The sequence below is a fragment of the Magnetospirillum sp. SS-4 genome (assembly GCF_902729425.1).
Classification (GTDB): domain Bacteria; phylum Pseudomonadota; class Alphaproteobacteria; order Rhodospirillales; family Magnetospirillaceae; genus Phaeospirillum.
Genome location: NZ_CACVCH010000013.1, coordinates 26,881 through 49,764, shown reverse-complemented (window position 1 = coordinate 49,764; position 22,884 = coordinate 26,881). Strand labels below are relative to the sequence as shown.

23 protein-coding genes and 1 tRNA gene are annotated in these 22,884 nt (G+C 59.0%); 14 read left to right on the top strand and 10 right to left on the bottom strand.

The features are described from left to right. The first annotated feature begins 70 nt into the window (after positions 1-70). Genes MTBSS4_RS03245 through ligA form a run of 4 tightly spaced genes read left to right on the top strand, consistent with a single transcriptional unit; the run spans position 71 to position 5,379 of the window. The gene (locus tag MTBSS4_RS03245) at positions 71-1,192 is read left to right on the top strand and encodes a diguanylate cyclase (protein ID WP_173981966.1); all 1,122 of its coding nucleotides are present in this window, start codon (positions 71-73) and stop codon (positions 1,190-1,192) included. 53 nt (positions 1,193-1,245) lie between these two features. Beyond that, complete coding sequence (locus MTBSS4_RS03240; RefSeq protein WP_173981965.1) at positions 1,246-2,403, top strand: EAL domain-containing protein; 1,158 nt, start codon at positions 1,246-1,248, stop codon at positions 2,401-2,403. A 1-nt stretch (position 2,404) separates the two neighbouring features. Then, a complete protein-coding gene (locus MTBSS4_RS03235; protein WP_173981964.1) occupies positions 2,405-3,307 on the top strand; it encodes a diguanylate cyclase in 903 nt (300 codons plus the stop codon). Further along, positions 3,307-5,379: an NAD-dependent DNA ligase LigA gene (ligA, locus tag MTBSS4_RS03230; protein ID WP_254432360.1), complete on the top strand. Its 2,073-nt coding sequence runs from the start codon at positions 3,307-3,309 to the stop codon at positions 5,377-5,379. Before MTBSS4_RS03235 ends, ligA begins: the two co-directional genes overlap by 1 nt. Before the next feature lie 15 nt (positions 5,380-5,394). Here the strand turns inward: ligA and MTBSS4_RS03225 are convergent, their stop codons facing one another. Further along, on the bottom strand, positions 5,395-6,567 hold the full coding sequence (locus MTBSS4_RS03225; protein WP_173981963.1) for a glycosyltransferase: 1,173 nt from the start codon (positions 6,565-6,567) through the stop codon (positions 5,395-5,397). Positions 6,568-6,613: 46 nt separating this feature from the next. Beyond that, positions 6,614-7,597 (bottom strand): lysylphosphatidylglycerol synthase transmembrane domain-containing protein, encoded by a 984-nt coding sequence (locus MTBSS4_RS03220; RefSeq protein WP_173981962.1) that lies wholly within the window; start codon positions 7,595-7,597, stop codon positions 6,614-6,616. A gap of 185 nt (positions 7,598-7,782) precedes the next feature. On the opposite strand from MTBSS4_RS03220, the gene MTBSS4_RS03215 reads away from it, so the two are divergent. Then, a tRNA-Thr gene (locus MTBSS4_RS03215) sits at positions 7,783-7,858 on the top strand. Positions 7,859-7,985: 127 nt separating this feature from the next. Then, on the top strand, positions 7,986-9,302 hold the full coding sequence (locus tag MTBSS4_RS03210) for a tyrosine-type recombinase/integrase (RefSeq protein ID WP_173981961.1): 1,317 nt from the start codon (positions 7,986-7,988) through the stop codon (positions 9,300-9,302). Between the two features lie 714 nt (positions 9,303-10,016). On the opposite strand, the gene MTBSS4_RS03205 is transcribed toward MTBSS4_RS03210, so the two are convergent. Further along, positions 10,017-10,454 (bottom strand): DUF6641 family protein, encoded by a 438-nt coding sequence (locus MTBSS4_RS03205; RefSeq protein WP_254432359.1) that lies wholly within the window; start codon positions 10,452-10,454, stop codon positions 10,017-10,019. Between the two features lie 840 nt (positions 10,455-11,294). On the opposite strand from MTBSS4_RS03205, the gene MTBSS4_RS03200 reads away from it, so the two are divergent. The 5 genes from MTBSS4_RS03200 to MTBSS4_RS03180 all read left to right on the top strand — a co-directional run bounded on the left by MTBSS4_RS03200 (position 11,295) and on the right by MTBSS4_RS03180 (position 14,339). Further along, entirely contained in the window at positions 11,295-12,281 is a 987-nt protein-coding gene (locus tag MTBSS4_RS03200; protein WP_173981959.1) for a hypothetical protein, read from the top strand. Between the two features lie 71 nt (positions 12,282-12,352). Continuing rightward, positions 12,353-13,237, top strand: a complete 885-nt coding sequence (locus MTBSS4_RS03195; RefSeq protein WP_173981958.1) for an AAA family ATPase — start codon at positions 12,353-12,355, stop codon at positions 13,235-13,237. Between the two features lie 77 nt (positions 13,238-13,314). Continuing rightward, complete coding sequence (locus MTBSS4_RS03190; RefSeq protein ID WP_173981957.1) at positions 13,315-13,614, top strand: hypothetical protein; 300 nt, start codon at positions 13,315-13,317, stop codon at positions 13,612-13,614. Positions 13,615-13,747: 133 nt separating this feature from the next. Next, the gene (locus MTBSS4_RS03185; RefSeq protein ID WP_173981956.1) at positions 13,748-14,131 is read left to right on the top strand and encodes a hypothetical protein; all 384 of its coding nucleotides are present in this window, start codon (positions 13,748-13,750) and stop codon (positions 14,129-14,131) included. A gap of 13 nt (positions 14,132-14,144) precedes the next feature. Further along, positions 14,145-14,339, top strand: a complete 195-nt coding sequence (locus MTBSS4_RS03180; RefSeq protein WP_173981955.1) for a hypothetical protein — start codon at positions 14,145-14,147, stop codon at positions 14,337-14,339. 34 nt (positions 14,340-14,373) lie between these two features. Here the strand turns inward: MTBSS4_RS03180 and MTBSS4_RS03175 are convergent, their stop codons facing one another. Genes MTBSS4_RS03175 through MTBSS4_RS03165 form a run of 3 tightly spaced genes read right to left on the bottom strand, consistent with a single transcriptional unit; the run spans position 14,374 to position 17,761 of the window. Beyond that, positions 14,374-15,489: a hypothetical protein gene (locus MTBSS4_RS03175; protein ID WP_173981954.1), complete on the bottom strand. Its 1,116-nt coding sequence runs from the start codon at positions 15,487-15,489 to the stop codon at positions 14,374-14,376. After that, positions 15,486-16,124, bottom strand: a complete 639-nt coding sequence (locus MTBSS4_RS03170; RefSeq protein WP_173981953.1) for a response regulator transcription factor — start codon at positions 16,122-16,124, stop codon at positions 15,486-15,488. The genes MTBSS4_RS03175 and MTBSS4_RS03170 overlap by 4 nt, the downstream gene beginning before the upstream one ends. After that, positions 16,121-17,761, bottom strand: coding sequence for an ATP-binding protein (locus tag MTBSS4_RS03165; protein WP_173981952.1), 1,641 nt, complete (start codon positions 17,759-17,761; stop codon positions 16,121-16,123). Before MTBSS4_RS03165 ends, MTBSS4_RS03170 begins: the two co-directional genes overlap by 4 nt. A 113-nt stretch (positions 17,762-17,874) precedes the next feature. On the opposite strand from MTBSS4_RS03165, the gene MTBSS4_RS03160 reads away from it, so the two are divergent. Then, positions 17,875-18,441 (top strand): site-specific integrase, encoded by a 567-nt coding sequence (locus MTBSS4_RS03160; RefSeq protein WP_173981951.1) that lies wholly within the window; start codon positions 17,875-17,877, stop codon positions 18,439-18,441. A 69-nt stretch (positions 18,442-18,510) separates the two neighbouring features. On the opposite strand, the gene MTBSS4_RS03155 is transcribed toward MTBSS4_RS03160, so the two are convergent. The 4 genes from MTBSS4_RS03155 to MTBSS4_RS03140 form a co-directional block, all read right to left on the bottom strand. Next, positions 18,511-19,230, bottom strand: coding sequence for an outer membrane protein (locus MTBSS4_RS03155; RefSeq protein WP_173981950.1), 720 nt, complete (start codon positions 19,228-19,230; stop codon positions 18,511-18,513). 123 nt (positions 19,231-19,353) lie between these two features. Then, the gene (locus MTBSS4_RS03150) at positions 19,354-20,004 is read right to left on the bottom strand and encodes a response regulator transcription factor (protein WP_173981949.1); all 651 of its coding nucleotides are present in this window, start codon (positions 20,002-20,004) and stop codon (positions 19,354-19,356) included. Next, on the bottom strand, positions 19,997-20,200 hold the full coding sequence (locus MTBSS4_RS03145) for a hypothetical protein (RefSeq protein ID WP_173981948.1): 204 nt from the start codon (positions 20,198-20,200) through the stop codon (positions 19,997-19,999). Before MTBSS4_RS03145 ends, MTBSS4_RS03150 begins: the two co-directional genes overlap by 8 nt. Positions 20,201-20,360: 160 nt before the next feature. Continuing rightward, positions 20,361-20,576: a hypothetical protein gene (locus MTBSS4_RS03140; RefSeq protein WP_173981947.1), complete on the bottom strand. Its 216-nt coding sequence runs from the start codon at positions 20,574-20,576 to the stop codon at positions 20,361-20,363. Between the two features lie 395 nt (positions 20,577-20,971). Between MTBSS4_RS03140 and MTBSS4_RS03135 the strand changes: the two genes are divergently transcribed. Both MTBSS4_RS03135 and MTBSS4_RS03130 read left to right on the top strand, forming a co-directional pair. Then, positions 20,972-22,123 (top strand): hypothetical protein, encoded by a 1,152-nt coding sequence (locus tag MTBSS4_RS03135; RefSeq protein ID WP_173981946.1) that lies wholly within the window; start codon positions 20,972-20,974, stop codon positions 22,121-22,123. A 203-nt stretch (positions 22,124-22,326) separates the two neighbouring features. Further along, positions 22,327-22,620, top strand: a complete 294-nt coding sequence (locus MTBSS4_RS03130) for a DUF6626 family protein (protein ID WP_173981945.1) — start codon at positions 22,327-22,329, stop codon at positions 22,618-22,620. The last annotated feature ends 264 nt before the right edge of the window (positions 22,621-22,884 follow it).

Below are 22,884 nucleotides of genomic sequence, written 5' to 3'. Positions count from 1 at the left end.
CGGAGGCTCGTGAAGGGGTCGTTAACGATAATCGTGCTATCAATCCGCCTCGTCTGCCAGGAGTCTTTTCATGCAGGCAACGACAGCCTCCGCTCTTATCGCCAAGGTCATGGACGCGCGCTTGCTCGACCTGCTGGCCGAATGGCGGGCGGCGGGCGGCAATATCGCCGACCCGGCCGCCCATTTCGCCCGGCACGCCCCGCATCTGCTGGTCATCGAGGCCGAACCGGCGGGGAACCGCTATGTCCATTACGGCGCCGCCTTCACCCGGCATTTCGGCGCCGACCTGACCGGTTGCGTCATCGACGTGCTGCCGGCCGACGTGCTGCCGGCCGAGCGGCGCGGCATGCTGGAATTCGAATACGCCTATGCCCGGCAGGTGGGGCGGCCGCTGTGGCGTTCCTATACCGCGCCGTTCGACGGCGGCCGGGTTGAGACCTGGCAGCGGCTGGTGCTGCCGGTCGGCGGCGGCTGGCTGGCGGTGGGGGCCTATCCGACGGCCTGCGGAGACCGGGACGACGAGGCCACCGCCCTTCTGCGTCTGGCCATCGAGCGGGTGCCGGTGGTGCTGGGCGAGGATGGCGGCGTCGCCGACCTGGCGCTGTCGTTGCGCGATTTCTGCGACACCCGGCAGCATGTGGCGGAACTGGAGGTGCTGGCCACCCGCGATTCCCTGACCGGCATCGCCAACCGCCGCCATTTTCACCATCTCGCCGGGCTGGAACTGGATCACGCCCGGCGGATGGGCCGTTCCTTCGCGCTGCTGGCGCTCGACATCGATCATTTCAAGCGCGTCAACGACACCTTCGGCCACGCCGCCGGCGACGAGGCGTTGCGGGCCTTCGTCGCCGCCTGCCGGCTTTGCCTGCGTGAATACGACATCCTGGGCCGGCTGGGCGGCGAGGAATTCGCCGTCGCCCTGCCCAACACCGGACGCGACGGCGCCTGCGTCATCGCCGAACGCCTGCGCCATCAGGTGGACGAGGTGGTGGTGCGGCCGTCCCATGGGCATCAGTTCGGCATGACGGTCAGTATCGGCATCGCCTGCCTCGATCGCGGCGACGTCGCCCAGGCGGACGTGTCCGCCCTGCTGGACCAGGCCGATTCCGCCTTGTACCGGGCCAAGGCCATGGGCCGGAACCGGGTGGAAGTGGCCGATGCTAGCCAATCCGCTTCCGGCATGGTTGACTAGGCCGGCGGCTGGGTGCAGCCTCCGCCGGGAGACAGCCTCGGGAGACTTTCGGAATGCGGACCAGGAAGATCGACGCCGGCGATCTGATCTTTTCAGAGGGCGAGCCCGCCGACGCGGCCTTCCTGATCGAGGAAGGCACGGTCGAAATCTCGGTCGGACCGGACGGCGGCGGCCAGACCCTGGCCATGCTGGGACCGGGCGAGGTCTTCGGCGAAATGGGCGTGATCGACGGCTCGCCCCGTTCCGCCACCGCCACCGCCATCGGCAACTGCCTGCTGGTGGAGGTCTCGGCCGAGCAGATTCAGCAGGTCATCGCCAAATCCGATCCGTTCTTCGCCGAACTGATGCGCAAGCTGGTGGGGCGCCTGCGCGACACCCAGGCCTCGCTGATCGCCGGCGACGACATCGTCGCCCTGCGATCCTCGGATCTGGGCGCGGGCTACAACGAATTGGTGGTGGAACGCAATATCGCCGAGGCCATCATCAGCGGCGAGATCGAGCCCTATCTCCAGCCCATCGTCGACCTGCGCAGCGGCGCCGCCCTGGGCTACGAATCCCTGGCGCGCTGGCGGTCGGAAACCATGGGCCTGATGCGGCCGTTCGATTTTCTGCCCATGGCCCGGCGCACCGGCCTGATCCGGCGCATCGACCTCACCATGACCGACCGCGCCATGACGGTGGCCTCCCACCTGGGGGACGCCCCGGACGCCCCGTTCGTCACCGTCAATTTCTCTGGCTGGCTGTTCCAGGATCGCGATCTGGCCGCCACCTTGCGGCGCATGCTGGATCAGCACGGCTTGGCGCCGTCGCGGCTGTGCCTGGAGGTGACCGAAACCGCCCTGATCGACGACATGGACGCGGCCGGGCGCAGCATGACCGAACTGCGGAACCTGGGGGTCCGGATGGCCCTGGATGATTTCGGTACCGGCCTGTCCTCCATCAACGTCTTGTGCCGCCAGCATTTCGACATCGTCAAGGTCGACGGCTCGCTGGTGCAGGGCTGCCATGCCTCCTCGCGACAGCGGGCCATTCTTCAGGGTATTCTCGACCTGTGCCGCCGTCTGGACATCGACGTGGTGGCCGAGGGCATCGAGGACGCCGAGACCGCCGCCACCCTGCTCGATCTCGGCTATGCGACGGGCCAGGGGCTGCACTTCGCCCCGCCGACCTTGGCGAGACAGGCCATGGCCTCCTGGCGCGAGGAGCACTGACATGCATGCCGAGATGCCGCCGCTGCTTCAGGCGGAAAAGATATTCTCCGGCCTCAGCGACTATCAGCGGGCGCTGAGCGGACACATGGACTGGCTGCGCGGCTGGTACAGCGCCATTCTCAACTGGAGCGACGGCGGCGGCCAGTCCGACGCCGCCACCGCCTGTCCGTTCGAGGAGTGGTACGAGGGCGCCTCCGCCGGAAGCGCCCTGGGCGGCTTCGCCGGTTTCGACCTGCTGGGGGAATTGCACCGCGAGATTCACCAGACCGCCGACTGCATCACCGACCGGGCGGTGGCGGGGCAGACCATCACCACCTCGGATTACGAGGCGATGATGGCGCTGGTCCTGGCCTTCGGCACCGCCGCCCAGAATCTGGAGCGCGAGGCGTGGCGGACCCTGGCCACCGTCGATCCGCTGACCGGGCTGGGCAATCGCCAGACCATGATGACCCATTTGGTCAGCGAGCGCGACCGCGCCATCCGGCTGAAGCAGCCCTGCTGCGTCGGTCTGGTGGACATCGACCATTTCAAGCGCATCAACGACACCTTTGGCCACGCCACCGGCGACAAGGTCCTGCGCGCCGTCGCCGAAAGTCTGCGCGGCGCGGTGCGGCCCTACGACATCCTTTACCGCTATGGCGGCGAGGAGTTCCTGGTCTGCCTGCCCGCCGCCAATCTGGAGGCCGGGATCATGGTGCTGGAACGCATGCGCGCCTCGCTCAATGTCCTGGCGGTGGCCGACAAGGCCGGCACCCCGATTCCGGTCAGCGCCACCTTCGGCATCACCTTGCTGTCGGCCGACCTCTCGGTGGAGGAATCGCTGGAACAGGCCGATCAGGCGCTTTACGACGGCAAGCGCCAGGGCCGCGACCGCGTCACCGTCTATCGGGGCGATCAATCATAGTGCTGGCCGATTTCGAGACCCGCATCGAGCACAGCGAACTGGCCGAGCGCATCGCCCGCTGGGACCGGGCCTATCACGGCGCCGATTCCCCCGAGGTCACGGACGACGTCTATGACGCGGCCAGGCGGCGCCTGCTGGAACTGGAGGCGCGCTTTCCCGAACTGGCGGCGAAAAGTCCGGCATCGCGCGCCGTGGGCGCCGTCCCGGCCGAGGGCTTCGGCACGGTGCGCCACCGTGTGCCGATGCTGTCGCTGGACAACGCCTTCTCGGCCGGGGACGTCATCGAGTTCGACGGAACGGTGCGGCGCTTTCTCGGGCTGGAACTGGCGGCGTCGCCGGCCTACGTGGCCGAGCCCAAGATCGACGGCCTGTCCATCAACCTGCGCTACGAACGGGGAATCCTGGTCCAGGCCGCCACGCGGGGCGACGGCGCCGAGGGCGAGGACGTCACCCGCAACGTGCTGACCCTGCCCGAGGCCGAACTGCCCCGCCGGCTGGACGGCGAGGCCCCCGCCCTGATCGAGATCCGGGGCGAGGTCTACATGTCCAAGGCCGATTTCCTGGCGCTGAACCAGCGTCAGGAGGCGGAGGGCGGCAAGGTCTTCGCCAATCCGCGCAACGCCGCTGCCGGGTCCTTGCGCCAGCTCGATTCCGCCGTCACCGCCGGCCGCCGGCTCAGCCTGTTCGCCTACGCCATGGGCGAGACGTCCGAGCCGGTTGCCGCCAGCCATTGGCAGTATCTGCAACGGCTTAAGGCCTGGGGCTTCGCCGTCAATCCCCATGTCCGGCATTGCCCCGACGTGGCGGCGCTGCTGGCCTTCCACGACGAGATGGCGGCGAGCCGCGCCCGACTGCCCTACGACATCGACGGCATCGTCTACAAGGTCGACGACCTGGAGCTTCAGCGCCGCCTGGGCATGAGGTCGCGTTCGCCGCGCTGGGCCATCGCCCACAAATTCCCGGCCGAGCAGGCGACAACCCTGCTGGAGGCCATCGAGATCCAGGTGGGCCGTACCGGGGCGCTGACCCCGGTCGCCCGCCTCACGCCGGTCAATGTGGGCGGCGTGGTGGTGTCCAACGCCACACTCCACAACGAGGATGAAATTGCCCGCAAGGGGGTCCGGGTCGGCGATACCGTCATCGTCCAGCGGGCCGGCGACGTCATTCCCCAGATCGTCGGCGTGGTGGAAAACACGCCGCGCGGTGCGGCGGATTTCGCCTTTCCCGACCATTGTCCGGTCTGCGGCGCCCAGGCGGTGCGGCCCGAGGGTGAAGTCATCCGCCGCTGCGCCGGCGGGCTGACCTGCGCCGCCCAGGCCAAGGAGCGGCTGAAGCATTTCGTCTCGCGCAACGCCTTCGACATCGAGGGGCTGGGCGACAAGGCCATCGAGTTCCTGTGGGACCTGGGCTGGGTCCGAAGCCCGGCCGACATCTTCCGGCTGAAAAAGACCAACGACGAAAGTCCGCTCCGGAAGCTGGAGAATTGCGACGGCTGGGGCAAGCGCTCGGTCGAAAAACTGTTCGAGGCGATTGCCGGACGCGCCACCATCGGGCTGGAACGCTTCATCTTCGCTCTCGGCATCCGCCAGGTCGGCGAGGCCACCGCCAAACGGCTGGCGCGCCATTACGGCAGCCTGGAATCCTGGATGGCGGCGATGGAGGGGGGGGATGCCGCGCTGGCCGAACTGACCTCCATCGAGGATATCGGCCCCGCCGTCGCCCGCGACCTGCTCGACTTCTTTGCCGAGGGCCACAACGTCAATGCTCTGGGCGAACTGAAGAAAGCCATGGAGGCGTTGGGCGGTCGGGTCGAGGACGCCAGGGTGGTGGAGGCCGCCGCGTCGCCGGTGGCCGGCAAGGCGGTGGTGTTCACCGGCACCCTGACCGCCATGACCCGGCCCGAGGCCAAGGCCCGCGCCGAGGCCCTGGGCGCCAAGGTGATGGGCAGCGTATCGAGGAAGACCGATTACGTGGTAGTGGGCCTCGATGCGGGGTCGAAGGCGGCCGAGGCCGCCAAATTGGGCGTCGCGACCCTGACCGAACGGGACTGGCTGGCGCTGATCGGCGAATGACGGGCGGGGAAGGGCTCAGCCCCCGGTCATCGCCCGGCGGATGATGCCGGCGCGGCGCCGCCAGGTATGATTGGCGGAATAGGGAATCCGCGCCGCCCGCGCCATCTCCAGCACGCCGGGCGGGGCGGCCAGGGCTTCGGCCAGGGTGTCGCCGCCGCTGGCGATGGCGTCGGCCGCGTCCAGCAGATGGGTCCCCCAATCCAGGGTTTCCCCGATGAAGCTGCTGCGCTCGGTGCAGACGGCGGCGCCGCAGGCCATGGCGTACCAGACGCGCTCGTGCGAGCCGGCGGGAAACACCGTCACCGAATTCAGCAGGATGCGGCTTCGCCGCATCAGCGCCAGCGCCGCCGCCTCGTCGACCATTCCAAGCAGATGGACGTTGTCCGGCACCGTGTCGAAAAAGCCGGGCGCGACCCGGCCGGCCACGGTGATCCTGACCCGCCCCAGGCCGGTCAGCAGGCGGTGGCGGGCGTGGGATTCGGCGAAGGCGGACAGGAAGCGCAGCAGGTCGAGGAATGGCCTCAGCCCCAGGCCTTCCGGGGTCAGCCCTTCCGCCGCCAGCGCTCCATCGAGGGCGGTGAACGGCTCGCCGCCATCCCAAAGAACCATGTCGAGGGCCAGCCGGGCGGCGCGGCCAAGCGGTTCCGGCAGCGGCGCCAGCGCCGCCTCGAACTGTTCCATGCGGCAAGGCGGGGCCAGATTGCCGATGAACAGGACGTCGATGGGGCGTTCGTCATGCCAGGCCGGGTCGGGCGGCGGTCCGCCGTGGGGCATGAACACCGTCCGCCGTCCGCTGGCGAAACGCTGGTGAAAAGCGGCGTGGTGGCGGTCCACATAGCTGATGGTGGTGTCGTCGCCGACGGAATGGATATGGTCGAACTGGCTCCACGGCGCGTCGGTGACGTAACTGAACCGCCGCAACGGCCGGCGTCGGCGCAGGGACGTGTAGCTGAGCTTGCAGTTGAGGTCGACGAGAAAGAAATCGTCGTCCGCATCGACCATGGCCTGGATGCGGGCCAGGACCCGATCATAGCCCGCCTCGAACGCCGCCTGTCCGTCGGCGGGGTCGGGAAAGCAGGCCAGCGCCGCCTCGACGCCCAGTTCGGCCAGCCCTTCGGCCAGTTCGGCGCAGGTGCTGCGCAGCAGGCTGAAGCGCGCATCGCTGAGAACGACCAGCGCCTTGGTCATGCCTCGGCCTCCCTTCCGCTCCGTCCGTCCGTCCGGGGCGTGCCCCCTATGCCTTCTCGGCGGCGTCCTCGACGGCATGTTCGACCTCGGCGATTTCCTCCGGCCTGGGATGGTCGGCGGACAACAGCCAGAGAACGCCGCCCGGCAGGGCCGTGATCATGCCGCTCAGTCCGAACAGCAGCCCCAGCACCGTCGCCGAGGTCTCGTCGACGCCGACATAGCCGAAGGCCACCTTCATGACGTTCTCGCGCACGCCGAATCCGGCGATGGAAATGGGCAGGGTCAGGGCCAGGATCACCGGCGGCACCAGCACCAGGCAATCGATCATGTCGACCTTGTCCCCCAGTCCGAGCCCCAGGGCCAGGACATAGGCCACCACCGACAGGTTGGCGTGCCCGATGATGGCGACCGCCAGGGTGCCGCCGCTCCATCCCGGCTGGCGGAACAGCAGGCGGGTGTCGCCGGCCAGATGGGCGAGGCCGCGCACCAGCCGCCAGCGGTGCAGGGTCTGGGGCAGCCGGTCCAACTGGCTCAGGAGCACGATGCCGGCGACCCCGGCCACCGACAGCAGCGGGAACACCCAGGAGCCGGGAATGTCGGGGACGCGGGACAGCAGCAGCGGCTGGGTCGCCGCCACCAGCAGCACCAGCCCCAGGATGGTCACCACCCGCTCCAGCATCACCGAATTGACGCTGCCCTTCAGCGACAGTCCGGACCGATGCGCCTTCCACATGCGCAGGGCGTCGCCGGCCACCGGGGTGACGATGGAAAAGCAGACGCCGATGTAATAGACCAGCAGGGCCTGGGTCGCCGAGAAGGCCGCCTTCAGCGCGCGCAGCACCAGCCACCAGCGCACCGCCCCCAGCAGGATCTGAAGCACCCCCAGGCCGAGGGCGAGGGCCAGCATGGCGGGGTCGATCGTCCTGGCCTGAACCCAGGCGGCGTCGAGATCGATATTCCGGAACGCGAACCAGATGAGTCCGACCGACAGCACGCCCTTGAGCAGCCACGGCAACCAGCGCTTCACCATCAACCTCGACACCACGTCACATTGGAAAGGCGGGAAGCTTTAGCACGATTCATCCCGCCGTGGATACCTCGGAGCGGCGGTTCCGGCTCTGGGCGGCGGTTGACCCGGACCCGTTGCCCAGCCCTGTCCGACGGCGGTGCTTGCAAATCGGCGGCGGCGGCGGTAACGTCCGCGCCACGTCATGGGCCGGCGTAGCTCAGTTGGTAGAGCAGCGCATTCGTAATGCGCGGGCCGGGGGTTCGAGTCCTCTCGCCGGCACCATTTTTCCCAATAAAATCAATGATGCAGGGCCGCTGAAAAGCGGCTTTTTGCATTTCACACTCTTTTCACATAAGCTCGCAGCGAGTGCGCGAGCTGTGACTACAATTATTAGCTGTTTTGGTGTGAAATGCCCCGTGAAAAGAAGACGGAATATTTCTACCTTGATGATAGGGCGATAGCGATCTACCAGCGGCCCAACAGCAGCATGTGGCAAGCACGGATTGTCAGGGAGGATGGCAACGCCTTTGTGCGCAGCACGGGCGAGCGCAATTTTGACAAGGCCGTGGAATGGGCGCGTCGGGAGAAGATGCGGGCCGAGGTGCTGACAGAACAAGGGCTTGATCCGAACACCAAGTCCTTCAAGTCGGTTGCCGAGCTTTGGCTTGCTGCCATTGGCCGCGATCCGACCAACAAGCCCCGCAAGATCAGCGACTACACGAAGATCGTGAAGCGCTACCACATCCCGTATTTCGGCAAGCACAAGATCACGCAGATCACCCAAAAGACCTTGGCCGATTACGAGATATGGCGAGCGGCATTTTGGCAGACAGGCCCTGGTGCCGAGCAGCGGGAAGAGACAATCCGAAGGGCCGATGGCACCGCCTATACGCGGGAAAAGAAGGTCGCCAGCAAGGGCAAGGGCGATGCGGAAGACACTGTGCTGCGGCAAATCTTCAAATTCGCGGTCAACCACGACTTCCTTGATGGTTCGCGCATGCCGAACATCGGGCAAAAGACGACACGAGGGGATAAGGGCGCGGTGAAGCGGCGCCCCTCATTCACCAAGGAACAGGCCAAGGCCATCTTGGACTACTGCAACAGCTTCCCCGACACTCAGTCGGAAAAGCTTACCTACGAGCGGCTGGTGTTCAGCGCCTTCATCCACCTCGTTCTCGGCACGGGACTTCGGCCAGGGAAAGAGCATCAGCCGATCAAGTGGAAGCACTTCTCCCTCAAGATCGTTGATGACGTACCGCACGCCTATTTGACCATTGTGAAAGAGACAAAAACGGGCACGAGGCTGGTGCGCTGCGACAGTTTCGTGTGGCCGATGCTGTCGGGTTTTCGCTATGTCAGTAAATTCAATGGCGAGGACGATTTCGTCTTGGCCAATCAGGAAACTGGCGAGGCCGTCGTTTCGTTCAAGCGGCAGTTCAACACCATGTTGAAGGCGCTGAAGATGGAAACCGACGTGCAAGGCGACCCATTTACCCCGTATTGCCTGCGCCATACCTATGCCACGTTGAAACTCAACGAGGGCGTTTCGGATCGGCTGGTCGCCATCAACATGGGCACAAGCCCCGACATGATCCACCGCTATTACGGACACGACACGTCGGTGAGCAGGGCCAACGAATTCAACACGGACATTGATTGGCTGACGCTGGATGCGGAGAAGCTCAAGAAGCTGAAGCGACCGCCCAATCCGAAAAAGAAGCCCTGAGTTGTCGTGTTACACGACAGGCTGGGCATCCCCTGTCTCTGATGCCGACCGCCACGGTTCGGCAATCAGAATATGGGTGCGTCATTCGGAACGCGCGCCGAACAAAAAGTGAATTTTTGGGCCAGTGTTTTAGCGGGATTAGCCCCCCAGGCTCGCCATGATTGCTGGGACGAGGCAAAGACAACCACGCAGACCAATACTAAAGTTTTAGCGTAAATTCTACGAATGGACAATACACCCTCAAACTGAGAAAATGAGCACTTGGTTGGCGGCTCTGCCTGCCCCCCCCTGGGCCCCACCGCGATGCGAAGAGAGCGAATAATGATACTTTCAAATAAAAATAAACACACTCTGTGCACACTGTATAAAATACCATCATTAATGCTATGGCTGCTTGCGTCTTTAATCATCGCTATTATTTCATACATTGTAATTAATATTGAATTTGGCAATATTATTTGGAATGCATCAATCATAGTCTTCTGTGTGTTTGGCGCATTCTACGTTCTTACACCGTTTGAGATGTGGCGGCGGCTACATGGCTGTCCAACTCAGTTCGGCGCACCATGCGCGCGCCTGTGTGAACGGAACTGAGATTGCCGCTTATAGGCCACCGCCGCAGCGGGCCTTTGCGCGTCGTACACGCCGGGGAATTGTTGGGAATGCAGTACGGCACTCATGGAAACAGCCCCGCTTGTACGGGGCTGTTTGGCGTTAAGCGAGCTTCTTGCCGAAGCGTCCCTTCATCGCGGCCAACTGCTTGTCCAGTTCGCCAGCAACCACCGCATCGCGCACCAGCGTCAGCGTCGGGACCAGTTCCGCCACATCGCCGATCTCAATGGCCGTCTTCTTCGGCTTGATCTCGATGATCTTGTTGCCGTAGCGCACTTCCAGCATGAACGCGCCATTGGCCTCCTGCCAGTACCAGGGGCGAAATTTGACCAGTCGGTCTTGCAGGGTCTTGTTGCCCTCGCTGTCCTTCGTCCAGCGCTTGCGCCGAATTTCAAATCCTTCGCCCTTCTGCATCGCTTCCGCAGCAGCGATCTGCTGGTTGATGGCCTCCACCAGCTTGTGCCGCAGGCGCCCTTCAGGCGTGGCCACAACAGCACGTCGGGTCTTTTCGCTCAGCTTCAGCTTGTCCAATGCACTCATTATCACATCCTCCAAATAGGAATACATGACGAACACACTATGGTCTGATCGCCGAGCTGGACAACCGAAAGGCAGGTGTAGGTTTAACCTACGGCAGGGGGTGTCGGGTTACACGACAGAGGCCTGTAAGGATGAAATTGAGCCTTGCCGTGTTAACTTCCCAGCAAGATTTAACAGGGTGCGGAAAAACTCGTTCCCTCTCCCTTTCTATCGTCACCCCCGCGCAGGTGGGGGGCCATGTTGATGCAAGAGAGGGATTAGATACAAGATATTGAGTTGCTGATGCATGGATTCCCGCTTTCGCGGGAATGACGAGAGTTTTTCCGCAGCCTGTTAAGCGGCCTAAAAAATAATATCACGGGAAATCAAATGACTAGGTCACGCCAGAGTGGCTGCCATAAAAATACAGTCTTCGTCAACCATGTTTCTTCACTTTTTCCTTGACAGATTTTGTGGCTCTGGTAGTCTCCCAATCAGTCAAGCGCAACACCTTAAAAAAATAAACTGACCGCAAATCACAAAGTGGTCAGTATTTTTTTCGCCAAAACCCACGGCCAGCAGGCCAAGTTAAAACCTTCCATAAACATCGATGCAAAAGAACTGCGACGATATTCAATGTCATCGCTAAGATATATTTGCGCCTAATTTATAGTTTTTTACTTTACATCGCAGCGCTGCTCCATCTCGGATTTTAACTGCAAATGAGCAGAGGAGGATAACCATGCCTAACGACACATCTTAAGCGCTTAATTGCACTAATATAATTTGGCTATTGCGTGTATGTGGCGTCCGCGCTGCCCGTAAAGCCAATATCAATAAAAACACCGTCACGGCTGAATTTTGACCGACGAGATCGGCGCCAAGCCTGACAATATAAAGGAGAGCTACATTATGAATAATTCTAATACTTCCATCGCCACTACTTGCAAGAATCTCATCAAGCAGCGCGTCAGCTGGGAAGCGACCGAACTCGCAGCCAGCAATGCCAAGCTCTACACGATCTTGAGCGCCTGCTTTGATGTGTACAAGCAGATGGTCGCCAATGTGTTTCTGGTTGACCAGGTTGATAAGCTGCTGGAGGCGAATAGCATCAAGTTCATCTCCACGCTGCATCCCGCGAATAAGCTGATGAAGCTGATCTTCGGGGACAATGACCGCCGCCGCGTCAGCTCCTACGCGACGGTGATGCGGGCCGCGCACGAAGACAAGGGCAAAGCGACCGCGGACTTTACGGCATGGGTCAAGAACAAGGGCGGCATTGAGGCTATTCGGACTGGCAACACGACGGGTGGCAGCACTTCCTCGGGATCGACCAAAAGCACTGAGGCTTTCACCAAGGCCGATGCGCAGCTGAGCAAGACGCCCGCCATCATCACCACTGCCCCCAGCTCCAAGTTTCCCGAAGGAACTGGCTACGTGATGGTGCTTGCCCGCATTGCGCCTGATCGCAGCCTGAGCGTCGTCAAGTTCGTCGGCAAGGTCAACGACGACCACGCAAAGTCGCAGGTCATTAAGGTCGTTGCCTCCGAAGAAAAGGCACGCAAGGACGAAGAAAAAAAGCTGCTGGAAAAGTCCGTTGGCAAGTGCGTTAAGAAGAATAAGGCGACTGAAAAGCGGGCAATTGAGCGGAAAATGAAGGATGATGAAGAGAAGAGGAAGTGGGAATATTCCCCTGATGGGCGGCTTGCGGCAGCACAGAAGGCGGAACAGGAGGCTGAAGATATCAATATCCATGATGACGACGGCAATATTGATATTAGCAGTGTAAAATTTGAAATCACCTACAAGGCAGATGATGAAAATACTGAGGCTAATGTTGCGGCCTAAAACAGGCCAACAGTGTTGGAGGGGTGCGGCGCTCCTCCAGCACAAATCCACCAGCCGCTAGGAGAAAGAAAATGGTTTCGTTTGTTACTAAGTACAAGCCTAAGTGCCTTGCTGATGTCGTGTATCCCGACACTGATACGGAAATTGGCATTAAGCTCTATGAAAATGCAGTTCGCTTTAATCATATTATTCTTCATGGAACTTTCGGGACTGGCAAGACGACAGTCGCCAGCCTGTTGCCGAAGGCCGTTGTTGATGATGTTGATGAAGTGAATGATGTGCGCTTTATCAATGGAAGTATGGTTCGCGGGATTAATGAGGTTCGTGCAATTGAAGATTTCCTGAATTACGTATCATGGAACAAAATTGGCGCGAAGTTTGTCATCATTGACGAAGCCGAACAGCTTACTGCAGCCGCACAGTTTTCGTTGAAGGGCGTTCTGGACGAATTCATCGAGAGCGCAATGTTTATCTTTACTACAAACACCATCAACAAACTGGACGGTGGAATTCAAAGTCGGTCAGAGGCGTTTCTGTTCGACCCTCTTCCTGTTCAGCAGCTCGTCCCCCTGGTGAAGCGGGTGCTGAATGCGGAAGGGCTGTCGATGAGCGATCAGCAAATCAAGCATTTTGCCGAAACGCACGGCGGCAGTGTGCGCGGACTGTTGATGCAGCTTGAAAGCATGGTCCTCAAATTTAAGCTTCGCAACCGTTTGCGCACTACAACCCAAACACCGTCGCCCAATCAGTCCCCGCCGACTAGTGCGGTCACCTCCAACCCCGTGTCGTGTAACACGACGCCCAACCAGTCCCCGCCGACCAGTGCGGCCACCTCCAACCCCGTGTCGTGTAACCCGACACCCAACCAGTCGCCGCCGACCAGTGCGGCCACCTCCAACCCCGTGTCGTGTAACCCGACACCCAACCAGTCGCCGCCAAGCTCCCAAGCGGCCTAACCAGCGAAGCCTCCGCCTGCCAAGCAGTCGGGGGTCTTCGCTTTTGTGGGCAATGCCTCCCATGATATTTTTCAGGCATGGAAACCAGCACGGCCACCATCACCGTTTTGACCATCACGCCCGTTCATGCTGGACGCCTGCTGGCGCTGGCCGATGTGGAACTGCTCATTGATGGCGTGTCCGTCATCCTGCACGGCGTTCAGGTTCGTGCCGATGGCAGCAAGACCGAAATCACCCTTCCCAATTACCGCGCGCCTGACGGCTCATGGCGCACCGCCGTGACGTTGCCCGAGGAAGTGCGTAGGCCGATGGGCGATGCCGTTATGGCTGCTGGCCTGGAAGCTGGGCTGCTGATGGAGAAGGCGGCTGTCGTGTAACACGACACCATTCGCAGAACAGCTTTCTCGCGCCTCCGTAGCCGCTACGGATACACGCCATCACGCGGCAATGACACCCTTGCTGATTGGATCGGCGAAAGCGGCGGCCATGCGGCTCAGATGGACAGACAGCATGATATTGGGCATCCCCGAACTGGATGAGGCCCATCATCTGCTATTCATGCGACTGGACACCGTGGCCGCTGCTGTGGAAGCGCGGCTCCTGGGAGCCGCTCAAATTGCTTTCGCGGAATTTGAGGAAGTCAACGAACAGCATTTTCTTTTTGAGGAAACGCTGTTCACAAAGGCGGGCGATCACGAAGATGAGCGCCACAGGGCAACCCATTATGAAACAAGAAGAATAGCCAATAACCTGAAAGAGGCACTCTGCGACAAAGGCGACTTTGTCGCTGCTGCCAAAATTCTGGATTTCCTCATCCCCGATTTGATTATTCATCTGCATCAAGCTGACGCCTCTCTCGCACGGGCGCTTCAGGTTTCCTCGGTTTCGGCGTGAAAGGGGGTGATCAATGATCATTTACCCTGAACGCTGGCACGCCAAAGAGCAGGCGTCATCACCGCAAGCCCTTGCCATGTTTCTTGAACGTGCCGCCGAGGAAATCCGCGCCTGCGGGAATGGACTGGCCTATGAGTTGGTAATGGTTGCGGTGGAATGTTTAAGAATGCAATCTGATCCGCAAATACCGCCAGACAGATCTCTATAAAGATATCGCCCCAATATGCTTAATCGATCCTGGATCAAAATTTATAGACGTACAGAACCCGTGAGGTAATCTCGTACACCTCAAGGCTGTCGATGCTCCTGACGCGGTAGCCGATTTCGGGGCGAACGCCGTTTCCGAACTCATAGCCGAGGCTCGTGTTGAACAGATAGTCGCGCTTTTCCTCGGCATTGGGCGCATTGCTGACCCGTAGCGTATAGCCGACGCTCAGTCGCCAATTCGCAGGATTTACCTCCATGCCCGTTGAGACGTAATCCCGCTCCGCTCCCTGCACACCGCCCCTGTTCCAGAAATGCTGATACTCAAACATCGGGGCCACAACAAGCCATTCGTCAAATTTCCATTCCTGCCGAATGCCTCCGACCACACCGAGTTCACCATCGGGAATATCGGAATTAGTGGTGCTGATTTTTCTGACCTCCTGCCGCAATACCCCCGTATGCCAGGAAAACCCCTCAAGTGATGGCAACTTGGTTCCCGTCGCGGATATTGCAAAAGAATCCAGACGCCCCGTATTGCTTGCTCCACCGTCAAATTGCCGCTTGCGTGTCCGTGTCGGCGTCCCTATCCACGATTTGCTCATAATAGTGGTGTCAAGCATGAAGGTGCTCGCGGCAAGGCGAACGGTCCCCGCTTCACCGCCTTTCACATTCATCCAGCCGCCAACACCGTTGCGATCCCATATGGCGTTGTCCTCAGCCAGTTCCCTGCCGAAATAGCCTGGAAGCGTGAGCCAGGCCTGACCAAATTCGGCGGCAAACCTTCCGCCATAGACGCCCCATTCGTCCTTGCTGTAGTCAATGACCAAGTTTTTCAGGTGCAGCTGTTCATTCGCAAATGCACGGCTTTCATCGGGATGGGGATCGACGGCAGGGTCGTAGGTGAATAGCGTTTGAATTGAGAGTTCTTTGTTGAGGTTTGCCTTTATGAACGGCTCGACAAAAACGAAGAGGTCATTGCGCTGGGTTTTGTCTTCAGCCGCAAAGCGCCAACGGTCGGCAATGAACATATTCACCGTTCCACTGATCGACGGCTTATGGTCGCTGGAAACTTCAGCCGCGACTGCGGGCATCACTCCCATGGAGGCGACACACATTGCAGCGGCCACGCTGCGGGAGCAAAAATAATTCATTCAACAGACCCTTCTGCATAGAAATGCCGCGTATGAAAAAGAGCTGCGGCAATGTCTCGCGCAGATTTCAGGCCAAGCTTTTCCGCAATCTGATTGCGATGCGTCTCAACAGTGCGGTGGCTAATTTCCAATTCCAAGCCGACCTCTTTTGCGGTAGCCCCTTTGCCAAGATGCATCAAGATTTCCCGCTCGCGAGGTGTGAGCAGAGAGAAATTGCGGACATAATCGACCGCACGACCATATTGCTTGCATATCTGCTCATGCGCAGCGCAAGCCGACACAGCCATTTCAACCAGCTTTTCGTTGCGCACCGGCTTTTCAACCCAGCCGAAAGCTCCGAGTTGAACGGCATGGACTGCCGTTGAGATGTCCCCGTATGCGGAGATCATAATGACAGGCATATCAAAGCCGCGTTCACGCGTCTGTCTGTACGCGTCCAGGCCCGACAGGTCGCCCAACCGCAGGTCCATGAAAGCACAGCCCAAAGCCTTGATGGGGTGCTTGGCGAAGAACGATGCGGCATCGGCGTAACCTGCGGCATTGAAAGACCTCGACGACAGCAGCCAGACAACGGCTTCGCGGAAACTTTCATCATCATCGACCACGGCAACGGTACAGTGCTGATTGTCGCTCATGATCGGTCGGCCTTCACAATGGGGAGCCAGAACGAAATAACCGCACCACCTTCTGGGCGGTTCATGATAAACAAAGCCCCCCCATGCCCCTCGATGATGGTTTTTGAGATGGGAAGGCCAAAGCCGCTGCCTCCGACTTTTGTGGATGCAAACAGTGCATGACCAGCCTTCTCCAAGTCCTCAGCAAGACCCATTCCAGTGTCCGAAACGGTCACGTTGATCCGCTCGTCGTCGTGGCTGCTTTCCACCATGAGGTGGCGGTCCGTTGGAGAAGTCGTGCTCATGGCCTCGCAGGCATTCCGCACAAAATTCACCATTACTTGCTGCAAGGATGCTTTGATGCCCGAGACCTGAGCCGATGTGGCCACATCAAAACTCGCGGTTACACCGTGATCCTTGCAAATCTGGCGTAACAGGGGATCAACGTCTTGCATGACGCTGGCGAAATCAAAAATCTCCCGCTTTCCTGCCGCATGTTCAATTTTGGACTGAGCAGCGGAAATGATTTCCCCGATGCGCTGAACCTCGCGGTCTGTGCGTTTAGCCAGCATCAGTGCATCATCGGTACGATTGGTGTCCTTCTCAATATATCCGACAAGCCCCTCGACATAGGTTGAGACCACCGCCAATGGCTGTCGGATTTCGTGAGCCAGCTTCGCCGCCGTTTGCTGCCCTGTAAAATGGGTGTAGGCGCGATCAAGAGCGCGTTCCTGCACCCGCAGCTTCTGCACACTTCGCTCGCGTTCACTGGTCATGCTGCCGATGATCAGGCCGAGATAGCCGACCGACAGCATGAAGTAGGGAGCGCCCGCGACAATCCGATGATCGGGGGCCAACCAACTCGCTAAGGTAATTGAGATATTAGCGATCAAACTGGATGCCGACGATCCAACATTGCCGAAATGCATGGCTGTCCAGGCAATGGGGAGCATCAGGAAATACGACATCGGCCCCTGGTCTTGCCCCAGAATGACGGCGACCGTTTCCACATAGAGCGCCAGCCCGATTGCGGCAAAGCTGGCGATCAGCCAGATCAGTGAGCGCCCGCTTATGGCCGCCACCCAATCACTACGCGTCAACAGCAATATCGGGGTGAGCGTGACGATGCCGATTGCATCACCGAGGGAGAACCGCAGAACCATATCCCAGAAATTTGACCAGAGGATCAGTCCATCGGCACAGAAGGTCGCGATGAGGGCCAGCGCCGCCACGACGGGGACCAGCAGCGAGACTATTGAGAAAGCAATCAGGTGGCGCATGTTGGCGAGGTCAATTCGCGCGTAACCCAGCGAGCGCCGCAAGGCATGAACACCAACAACGTAAGTCGTCGGTGGAATGACCCACGAGAGAAAAATGGCAATTGCTGAATGCGGATACGGTGCAGTGGCAACGATATAGCCAACGCCAACATATGCCACGGGCCACAAGCGCGGGAACCTGAGAAGAAATGCAAAAGTCAAACCCGCAGGGGGGAACCAAGCGCTTACCCCTGGGGCGGCTCCCATGGCAATAGCCGCACGAAACAGGGCGATCCACGCAAAAACATAAACGGCACTTGTCCCTGCGGCACGAAAGAGCGCGGCTCCCTTACGGGGCCTTACTGCCCAGGAAAATACCTCATAAAAGCTATGTTTCATTATGTTTCACGTTAACGCATTGAAACTTACGAAAGAATAGCGCCGTAGCGATCCGCCATATATCTATCGTATAATATTAAATACGTAAAGCGTACATTTTATGAGGTGTTGCGATGAAGCAGGCAAGAGTACCAACTGAAGCAGAACTCAAACGCGTCCTCTCAGTTATCGCGCAGTCTCGCTTCGCGTCCCGCAACCGTATGGCGGTTATGCTGAGCTATTACGCGGGATTGCGGGTCGGAGAGATCGCGGCACTGAAGCTTGGCGACGTAATTGACAGTGAACGCCGATTGCGCGACAGCATATCGCTCCGCGCAGCGATGACCAAGGCTAATGAAGCACGAACGATCTTCATCAATGGCAAGCTGAGAAAAGAAATTGAGCGCTATGTGTCGTGTTACACGACATTTGATATCGCGGAGCCGCTGCTGATGACGCAGAAGCGTACGGCATTCTCGCCCAACACTCTGTGCCAGTTGTTTGGTCAGATCTATGATGAGGCCGGTATTGATGGCGCGACCAGCCACAGTGGCCGCCGCTGGTTCATCACGCGGCTCGCTCATTCGGGTGTATCGGCCAAGGTCATCATGACGCTGGCGGGGCACAAGCACCTGAGCACGACGCAGCGCTACATTGATGTGAACGACGAAATGATGCGGGCTGCGGTAGAGATTCTGTAGCGGGTTCAGAAGCATCACAACAAAATAGGGCGGCCCAAGGCCGCCCTATTGTATTGCCTTGATAGCCGATCAGAGACCGAAACGAACGCCCAAGAGAACCTCATTGGTTTCCAGCTTATCACCTTTGGTCTGGCCATACCCGCTACCGCCTCCGACAGCGACCTTGCCCGCGTCCAGGTGACGATAGCTCAAATCCAAGGTCCACTTGTCATTCAGCGCGTAACCAACACCAGCCTTGGCATCCCAGGCGAAATTGGTCTGGGTTCTACCGCTGACGCCACCCGCAGAGGTGGTATCATTGATATAACCGCCACTGGTAGAGACAATCGCAGTTCCGAGGCCCACGCCAACATACGGCTTGAAGTTACCGAAAGTGAACGGCTCAACATAGCCATTGGCCATGACAGTCCACACATCGACATCAGACTTGTACTGCTTGATGGTGATGTCGGTACGGGAACCATCCACCTGAAAGCCCGTCCGATAATCAACGCCGAGGTCGGCCCTGAACCAATCGGTAAACTGATAGCCAAACATCAGCCCCATGACGGCGGCATTTCCTGCGTCTGCATTCAGCTTATTCGGGCTTCCGTTCTGAGAGCCAAAAACTTGAATGTTGGTGTTGCCCTGGTCGTCGCCCCAGTTGGTGCTCTGCGACCCTGACCAACCAGCCTCAGCCCCCATGTAGAACCCAGACTTCTTCGCGGGCTGATTTTCAGCGGCGGTCGCGACACTTGCGATGGTCGCGCACACGGCAACCGAGCAGACCAGAGCGGCAAAATGTTTCATTTGAGTGTTCCCCTTGAGTAATCTGCGCGAGACAAGCACGCCACCTGGAAGTGGTTGTCTCAAACAGAACGGCTCAGGGATATTCGGTCTGATTACTAAGTGGGCTACGCTCAGCACAGGAAACTAAGTATCCGATACTGATGCGGCGGCGTTTGGGGCGAAAAATCTGGTATGATATGCGGCGGATGAGAAATCCCTAATTGAGCGGATGCACAGCTTCGCAGAAATTTGATTGCGATGCGTCTCGACCGTCCGATGGCTTATGGCCAGCTCCGAGGCAATTTCCTTTGCAGTCAGTCCTTTGCAGAGATGCCAATAAATCTCAAGCTCACGCTGAGTAAGCATGGAGAAATTACGAACATAATTCGCGGCTCGTCCATAACGACGACAAATATCATCATGTGCGGCACAAGCTGCCTCAATCGCCTTGATTAATTTTTCATTCCGAATAGGCTTCTCGATCCAGCTAAATGCTCCCATATGAACGGCACGAACGGCGGTCGCAATATCACCGTAGGCAGAAATCATAATGACGGGCATATCAAATCCCTGGTCACGCGCTTGCAGGAATGCATCAAGCCCCGATCTTTCGCCCAATCGCAGGTCCATGAGGGCGCACCCCACAGCATCAAGAGGATGTCCGCGCAAGAAGGTGCTTTCATCGGCATAGCCTGTTGTGGAATAGCCTCTTGATGCGGCAAGCCACAAAGCAGCTTCGCGAAAGCTCTCGTCGTCATCGATCACCGCGACGGTAAAGCGCTGATTGTCAGTCATGCTTGACGGGTAATTCACTCAGAAGTGCGGCGCAGGTAATGGTGCAGAGTGAACGATCTTCACATTCCCGGCCATTTGGGCAATTGAGCATGGAGTTAATCGTGCGCCGATGAAAATCAATGTGATCGTTTCCTGCCAGCGCGGGCCTTTTCCTCATTGCCTTGAGCGTTTTGCACTTTTCTCCATCCTGGCTCATGCCATGCTCCCGTAATCGCGAGTCTTGAGACGGAGGTTGGAGGCCGAAAAGGGGCCAGAACGGCGCGGCACTCATGAGACGGCCCCAACTGCATTTCCAGGGATTGAGATTTTACCAGATCCCGGCAGGACCGATTATCCGTAGCCGATACGGAGGCCATCTATAACGAAGAGGCCGATGCCATGACCTTGCCCAGTTCGCCTTGCCTCTTGGTCAGGGACGCTCTGACGCTGTTTATCTGCTCGCGTTTTTTCTGGACGGATGCTGCTTGCTTGAGCTTCTTAGCCTGATCAGCCTTGGTGTCAGCCTGCTGCTTCAGATTGTCCGCGAAGCTGTTGGCCGCCGCTTCTTCCGTCATGAATTCCCACGCCCGCATCGTCGTCTCCCTGTTGTCGGGTTTCACGACACTATTTATGGGCATGGGGGAGTTGTCGGGATTCCCGACAAGTTGGCTGCGTGGAGGCCGACCGCCTGTAGGTTAAACCTACGGGCGCGAGTGTCGTGTAACACGACAAGGCGATAATCAACTGAAATTCGGCTATAAGATCAATGACTTGCAAATGACGCGATTGCTGCCATGCAGCAATATGGCGCGACGTGACAAGACGGCTGAAATTATTTTCCAAATCCACATTGGCAGCGCGGCTGATCGGGATAAATACAATGCTGGGGCTTAACTGCGTCCGACGGGATCAGTGACAGCCTCTTTCATCAGCGTTTTCCAGGCCGCCCCAGCGTTTTCACTGAAAACGCTCATGGAGGAAAACGCAAATGGCAAACATTCAATGGAACAGACACATCAACAAGCTATGCGAGCACCAGGGAGGCCATCGCTATGACGACATGCTGATTGGCTGCATCGCGGCCTTTCATCAAAAGGGGCGTTCGTCCGAGAAGCAGGGCGATTGGCTGGTCAGGCAGTTGGACATGCACTACGGCATCCAGGTGGCCCATCAAGGCGCAATACAGATGACGAAGGCGCAGCGTCGGCCAATCAAGGAAGCCGTGGATTGGACAAACGCCCATGCATCAAGTGGCCGCATGGCCTATCTGAACGGGCGCTTTCCACACACTTTTCACACCGTTTCCACACGGTTCCCACACGTTTTCCACACCAAAGGGGCAAATTCGTCTGTTGATACAACGACTTATGAAGTCACTATTGCTAAGCTATTGCTAAAACTAATCGATGCGCCTTTGGCTCACTCGCGGCCTTCGGCCACGCCCAATGGCCCTTCGGTCGATTTCGTCGATGGTGGCTCGCTTGCTGCTCGCCACTCGGAAGAAAGAGAGGCGATCTGCCCAATCGGAATGAATGACAATGTGATTGACGATGCGGCTGCGCCACTTCGTGGCTTCGCCGCCAAATCGGACGAGCCATTGGGGAGAAAGAGGGAGCCACTTGGAGGCAATGAGGAGTTCGCCACTTGGGCAAAGGCCAATTGGCCAACAGCTCAGGTGAAGGCCACGATATCGCTTTGGGTCGATGGCAGTTCGCGCAGCTATGTGCGCGGCCAATTGGAGGTCGGAGACGAGAAGTACCGCGTGAATTTCCGCAGCCCACGTCACGTGGAGGAATTGGTCTATGTGGAGCGCGGCCAGGACGTGGAAGCGCGGCAGTGGTACGAGGCAGTCAGCAGCCAGGTCATTCCCTTCTGGCTGGACAAGGCCGAAGCTGCCGAGGGCAGATTGGCCCGTAAGCACGTCGCCAGCGCCATCCATGAATTCCAGGATAGAAATTGCGAAGGGCTTGGCGTGAACTGCGGCATCGCTTTCATGGGCTATCGCGGCGACGTGCCCACCCGGTGCGTCGTGCAGATCAATGGCACTGACTGGAAATTTGACCTTCAGCCGACCCGCAATGCGAACCTGAAAGCACCGCAGTACAAGGCGTCCGCCTCGCTGTCATCCGCAGCAGCATAGCGATGATGGCCTGATGGACGGCCTCCTCGATGGTCACAACCTCGTTGGCAAAGCCGATCTCGCAATAGCCCCTCGGCAAATAGGTCAGTCTGTTCATGGCGTTTTCTCCTTCTTGCGGCAGCGTCCAGCGTGGCGCTGCTCCGCAAGCGTATTTAGCGCGGAGGGCTAAATAGCGGGACGAAACGCCTTGAGGGAGAACGGACATGCTGTTGGAAACGGTCTATAGGGAATTGCGGGATATGTGGATGGTCGAGAGCCAGTATGAGTTCTCGCGGTTTTGGCTCGGCCAGTCGCGCAGCTATATGTCCTGCGCCAAAGCGCGGAAGCGGCCACCGTCGCTGCTGGTGCTGATGCGGCTGTCGCAACGGCTTGCATCCATGTCGGCCAAATACGCCGCTGTGGCGACGACCGAGATGGAGCAGAACAACTGCCGCAAGCTCAGCGAATTGAACTGCATCGTCAGCAACGCGGTCAGAGCGGATGCCTTGTCGGCTTAACCGACAGGAGGCAGTTGTCGTGTTTCCCGACAAGTTGGCTGCATCACTGTCGTGTTACACGACGGCCGACCGCCGCGTTCGGTGGTCAGATTTCCCATTATAGCATACGATAACGAGCAAAATCGGACAAGAACAAACAAAGAACTTATTAAGTTGCGACCCGCGCATTTTCGCTGCGCAAAATGCACTCAATGACGCTAATTGTTGGGTGCGTTGCTGATTTTGCGCACCATATATTGTTATGAAACTATCATAATGTTTTCC

Bases quoted from the DNA above. Each gene is read 5' to 3' on its own strand.
- MTBSS4_RS03245 (WP_173981966.1), top strand. From the start codon at position 71: ATGCAGGCAACGACAGCCTCCGCTCTTATCGCCAAGGTCATGGACGCG.
- MTBSS4_RS03240 (WP_173981965.1), top strand. From the start codon at position 1,246: ATGCGGACCAGGAAGATCGACGCCGGCGATCTGATCTTTTCAGAGGGC.
- MTBSS4_RS03235 (WP_173981964.1), top strand. From the start codon at position 2,405: ATGCATGCCGAGATGCCGCCGCTGCTTCAGGCGGAAAAGATATTCTCC.
- MTBSS4_RS03225 (WP_173981963.1), bottom strand. From the start codon at position 6,567: ATGACCAAGGCGCTGGTCGTTCTCAGCGATGCGCGCTTCAGCCTGCTG.
- MTBSS4_RS03220 (WP_173981962.1), bottom strand. From the start codon at position 7,597: ATGGTGAAGCGCTGGTTGCCGTGGCTGCTCAAGGGCGTGCTGTCGGTC.
- MTBSS4_RS03210 (WP_173981961.1), top strand. From the start codon at position 7,986: ATGCCCCGTGAAAAGAAGACGGAATATTTCTACCTTGATGATAGGGCG.
- MTBSS4_RS03205 (WP_254432359.1), bottom strand. From the start codon at position 10,454: ATGAGTGCATTGGACAAGCTGAAGCTGAGCGAAAAGACCCGACGTGCT.
- MTBSS4_RS03195 (WP_173981958.1), top strand. From the start codon at position 12,353: ATGGTTTCGTTTGTTACTAAGTACAAGCCTAAGTGCCTTGCTGATGTC.
- MTBSS4_RS03190 (WP_173981957.1), top strand. From the start codon at position 13,315: ATGGAAACCAGCACGGCCACCATCACCGTTTTGACCATCACGCCCGTT.
- MTBSS4_RS03185 (WP_173981956.1), top strand. From the start codon at position 13,748: ATGATATTGGGCATCCCCGAACTGGATGAGGCCCATCATCTGCTATTC.
- MTBSS4_RS03180 (WP_173981955.1), top strand. From the start codon at position 14,145: ATGATCATTTACCCTGAACGCTGGCACGCCAAAGAGCAGGCGTCATCA.
- MTBSS4_RS03175 (WP_173981954.1), bottom strand. From the start codon at position 15,489: ATGAATTATTTTTGCTCCCGCAGCGTGGCCGCTGCAATGTGTGTCGCC.
- MTBSS4_RS03170 (WP_173981953.1), bottom strand. From the start codon at position 16,124: ATGAGCGACAATCAGCACTGTACCGTTGCCGTGGTCGATGATGATGAA.
- MTBSS4_RS03165 (WP_173981952.1), bottom strand. From the start codon at position 17,761: ATGAAACATAGCTTTTATGAGGTATTTTCCTGGGCAGTAAGGCCCCGT.
- MTBSS4_RS03160 (WP_173981951.1), top strand. From the start codon at position 17,875: ATGAAGCAGGCAAGAGTACCAACTGAAGCAGAACTCAAACGCGTCCTC.
- MTBSS4_RS03155 (WP_173981950.1), bottom strand. From the start codon at position 19,230: ATGAAACATTTTGCCGCTCTGGTCTGCTCGGTTGCCGTGTGCGCGACC.
- MTBSS4_RS03150 (WP_173981949.1), bottom strand. From the start codon at position 20,004: ATGACTGACAATCAGCGCTTTACCGTCGCGGTGATCGATGACGACGAG.
- MTBSS4_RS03145 (WP_173981948.1), bottom strand. From the start codon at position 20,200: ATGAGCCAGGATGGAGAAAAGTGCAAAACGCTCAAGGCAATGAGGAAA.
- MTBSS4_RS03140 (WP_173981947.1), bottom strand. From the start codon at position 20,576: ATGCGGGCGTGGGAATTCATGACGGAAGAAGCGGCGGCCAACAGCTTC.
- MTBSS4_RS03135 (WP_173981946.1), top strand. From the start codon at position 20,972: ATGGCAAACATTCAATGGAACAGACACATCAACAAGCTATGCGAGCAC.
- MTBSS4_RS03130 (WP_173981945.1), top strand. From the start codon at position 22,327: ATGCTGTTGGAAACGGTCTATAGGGAATTGCGGGATATGTGGATGGTC.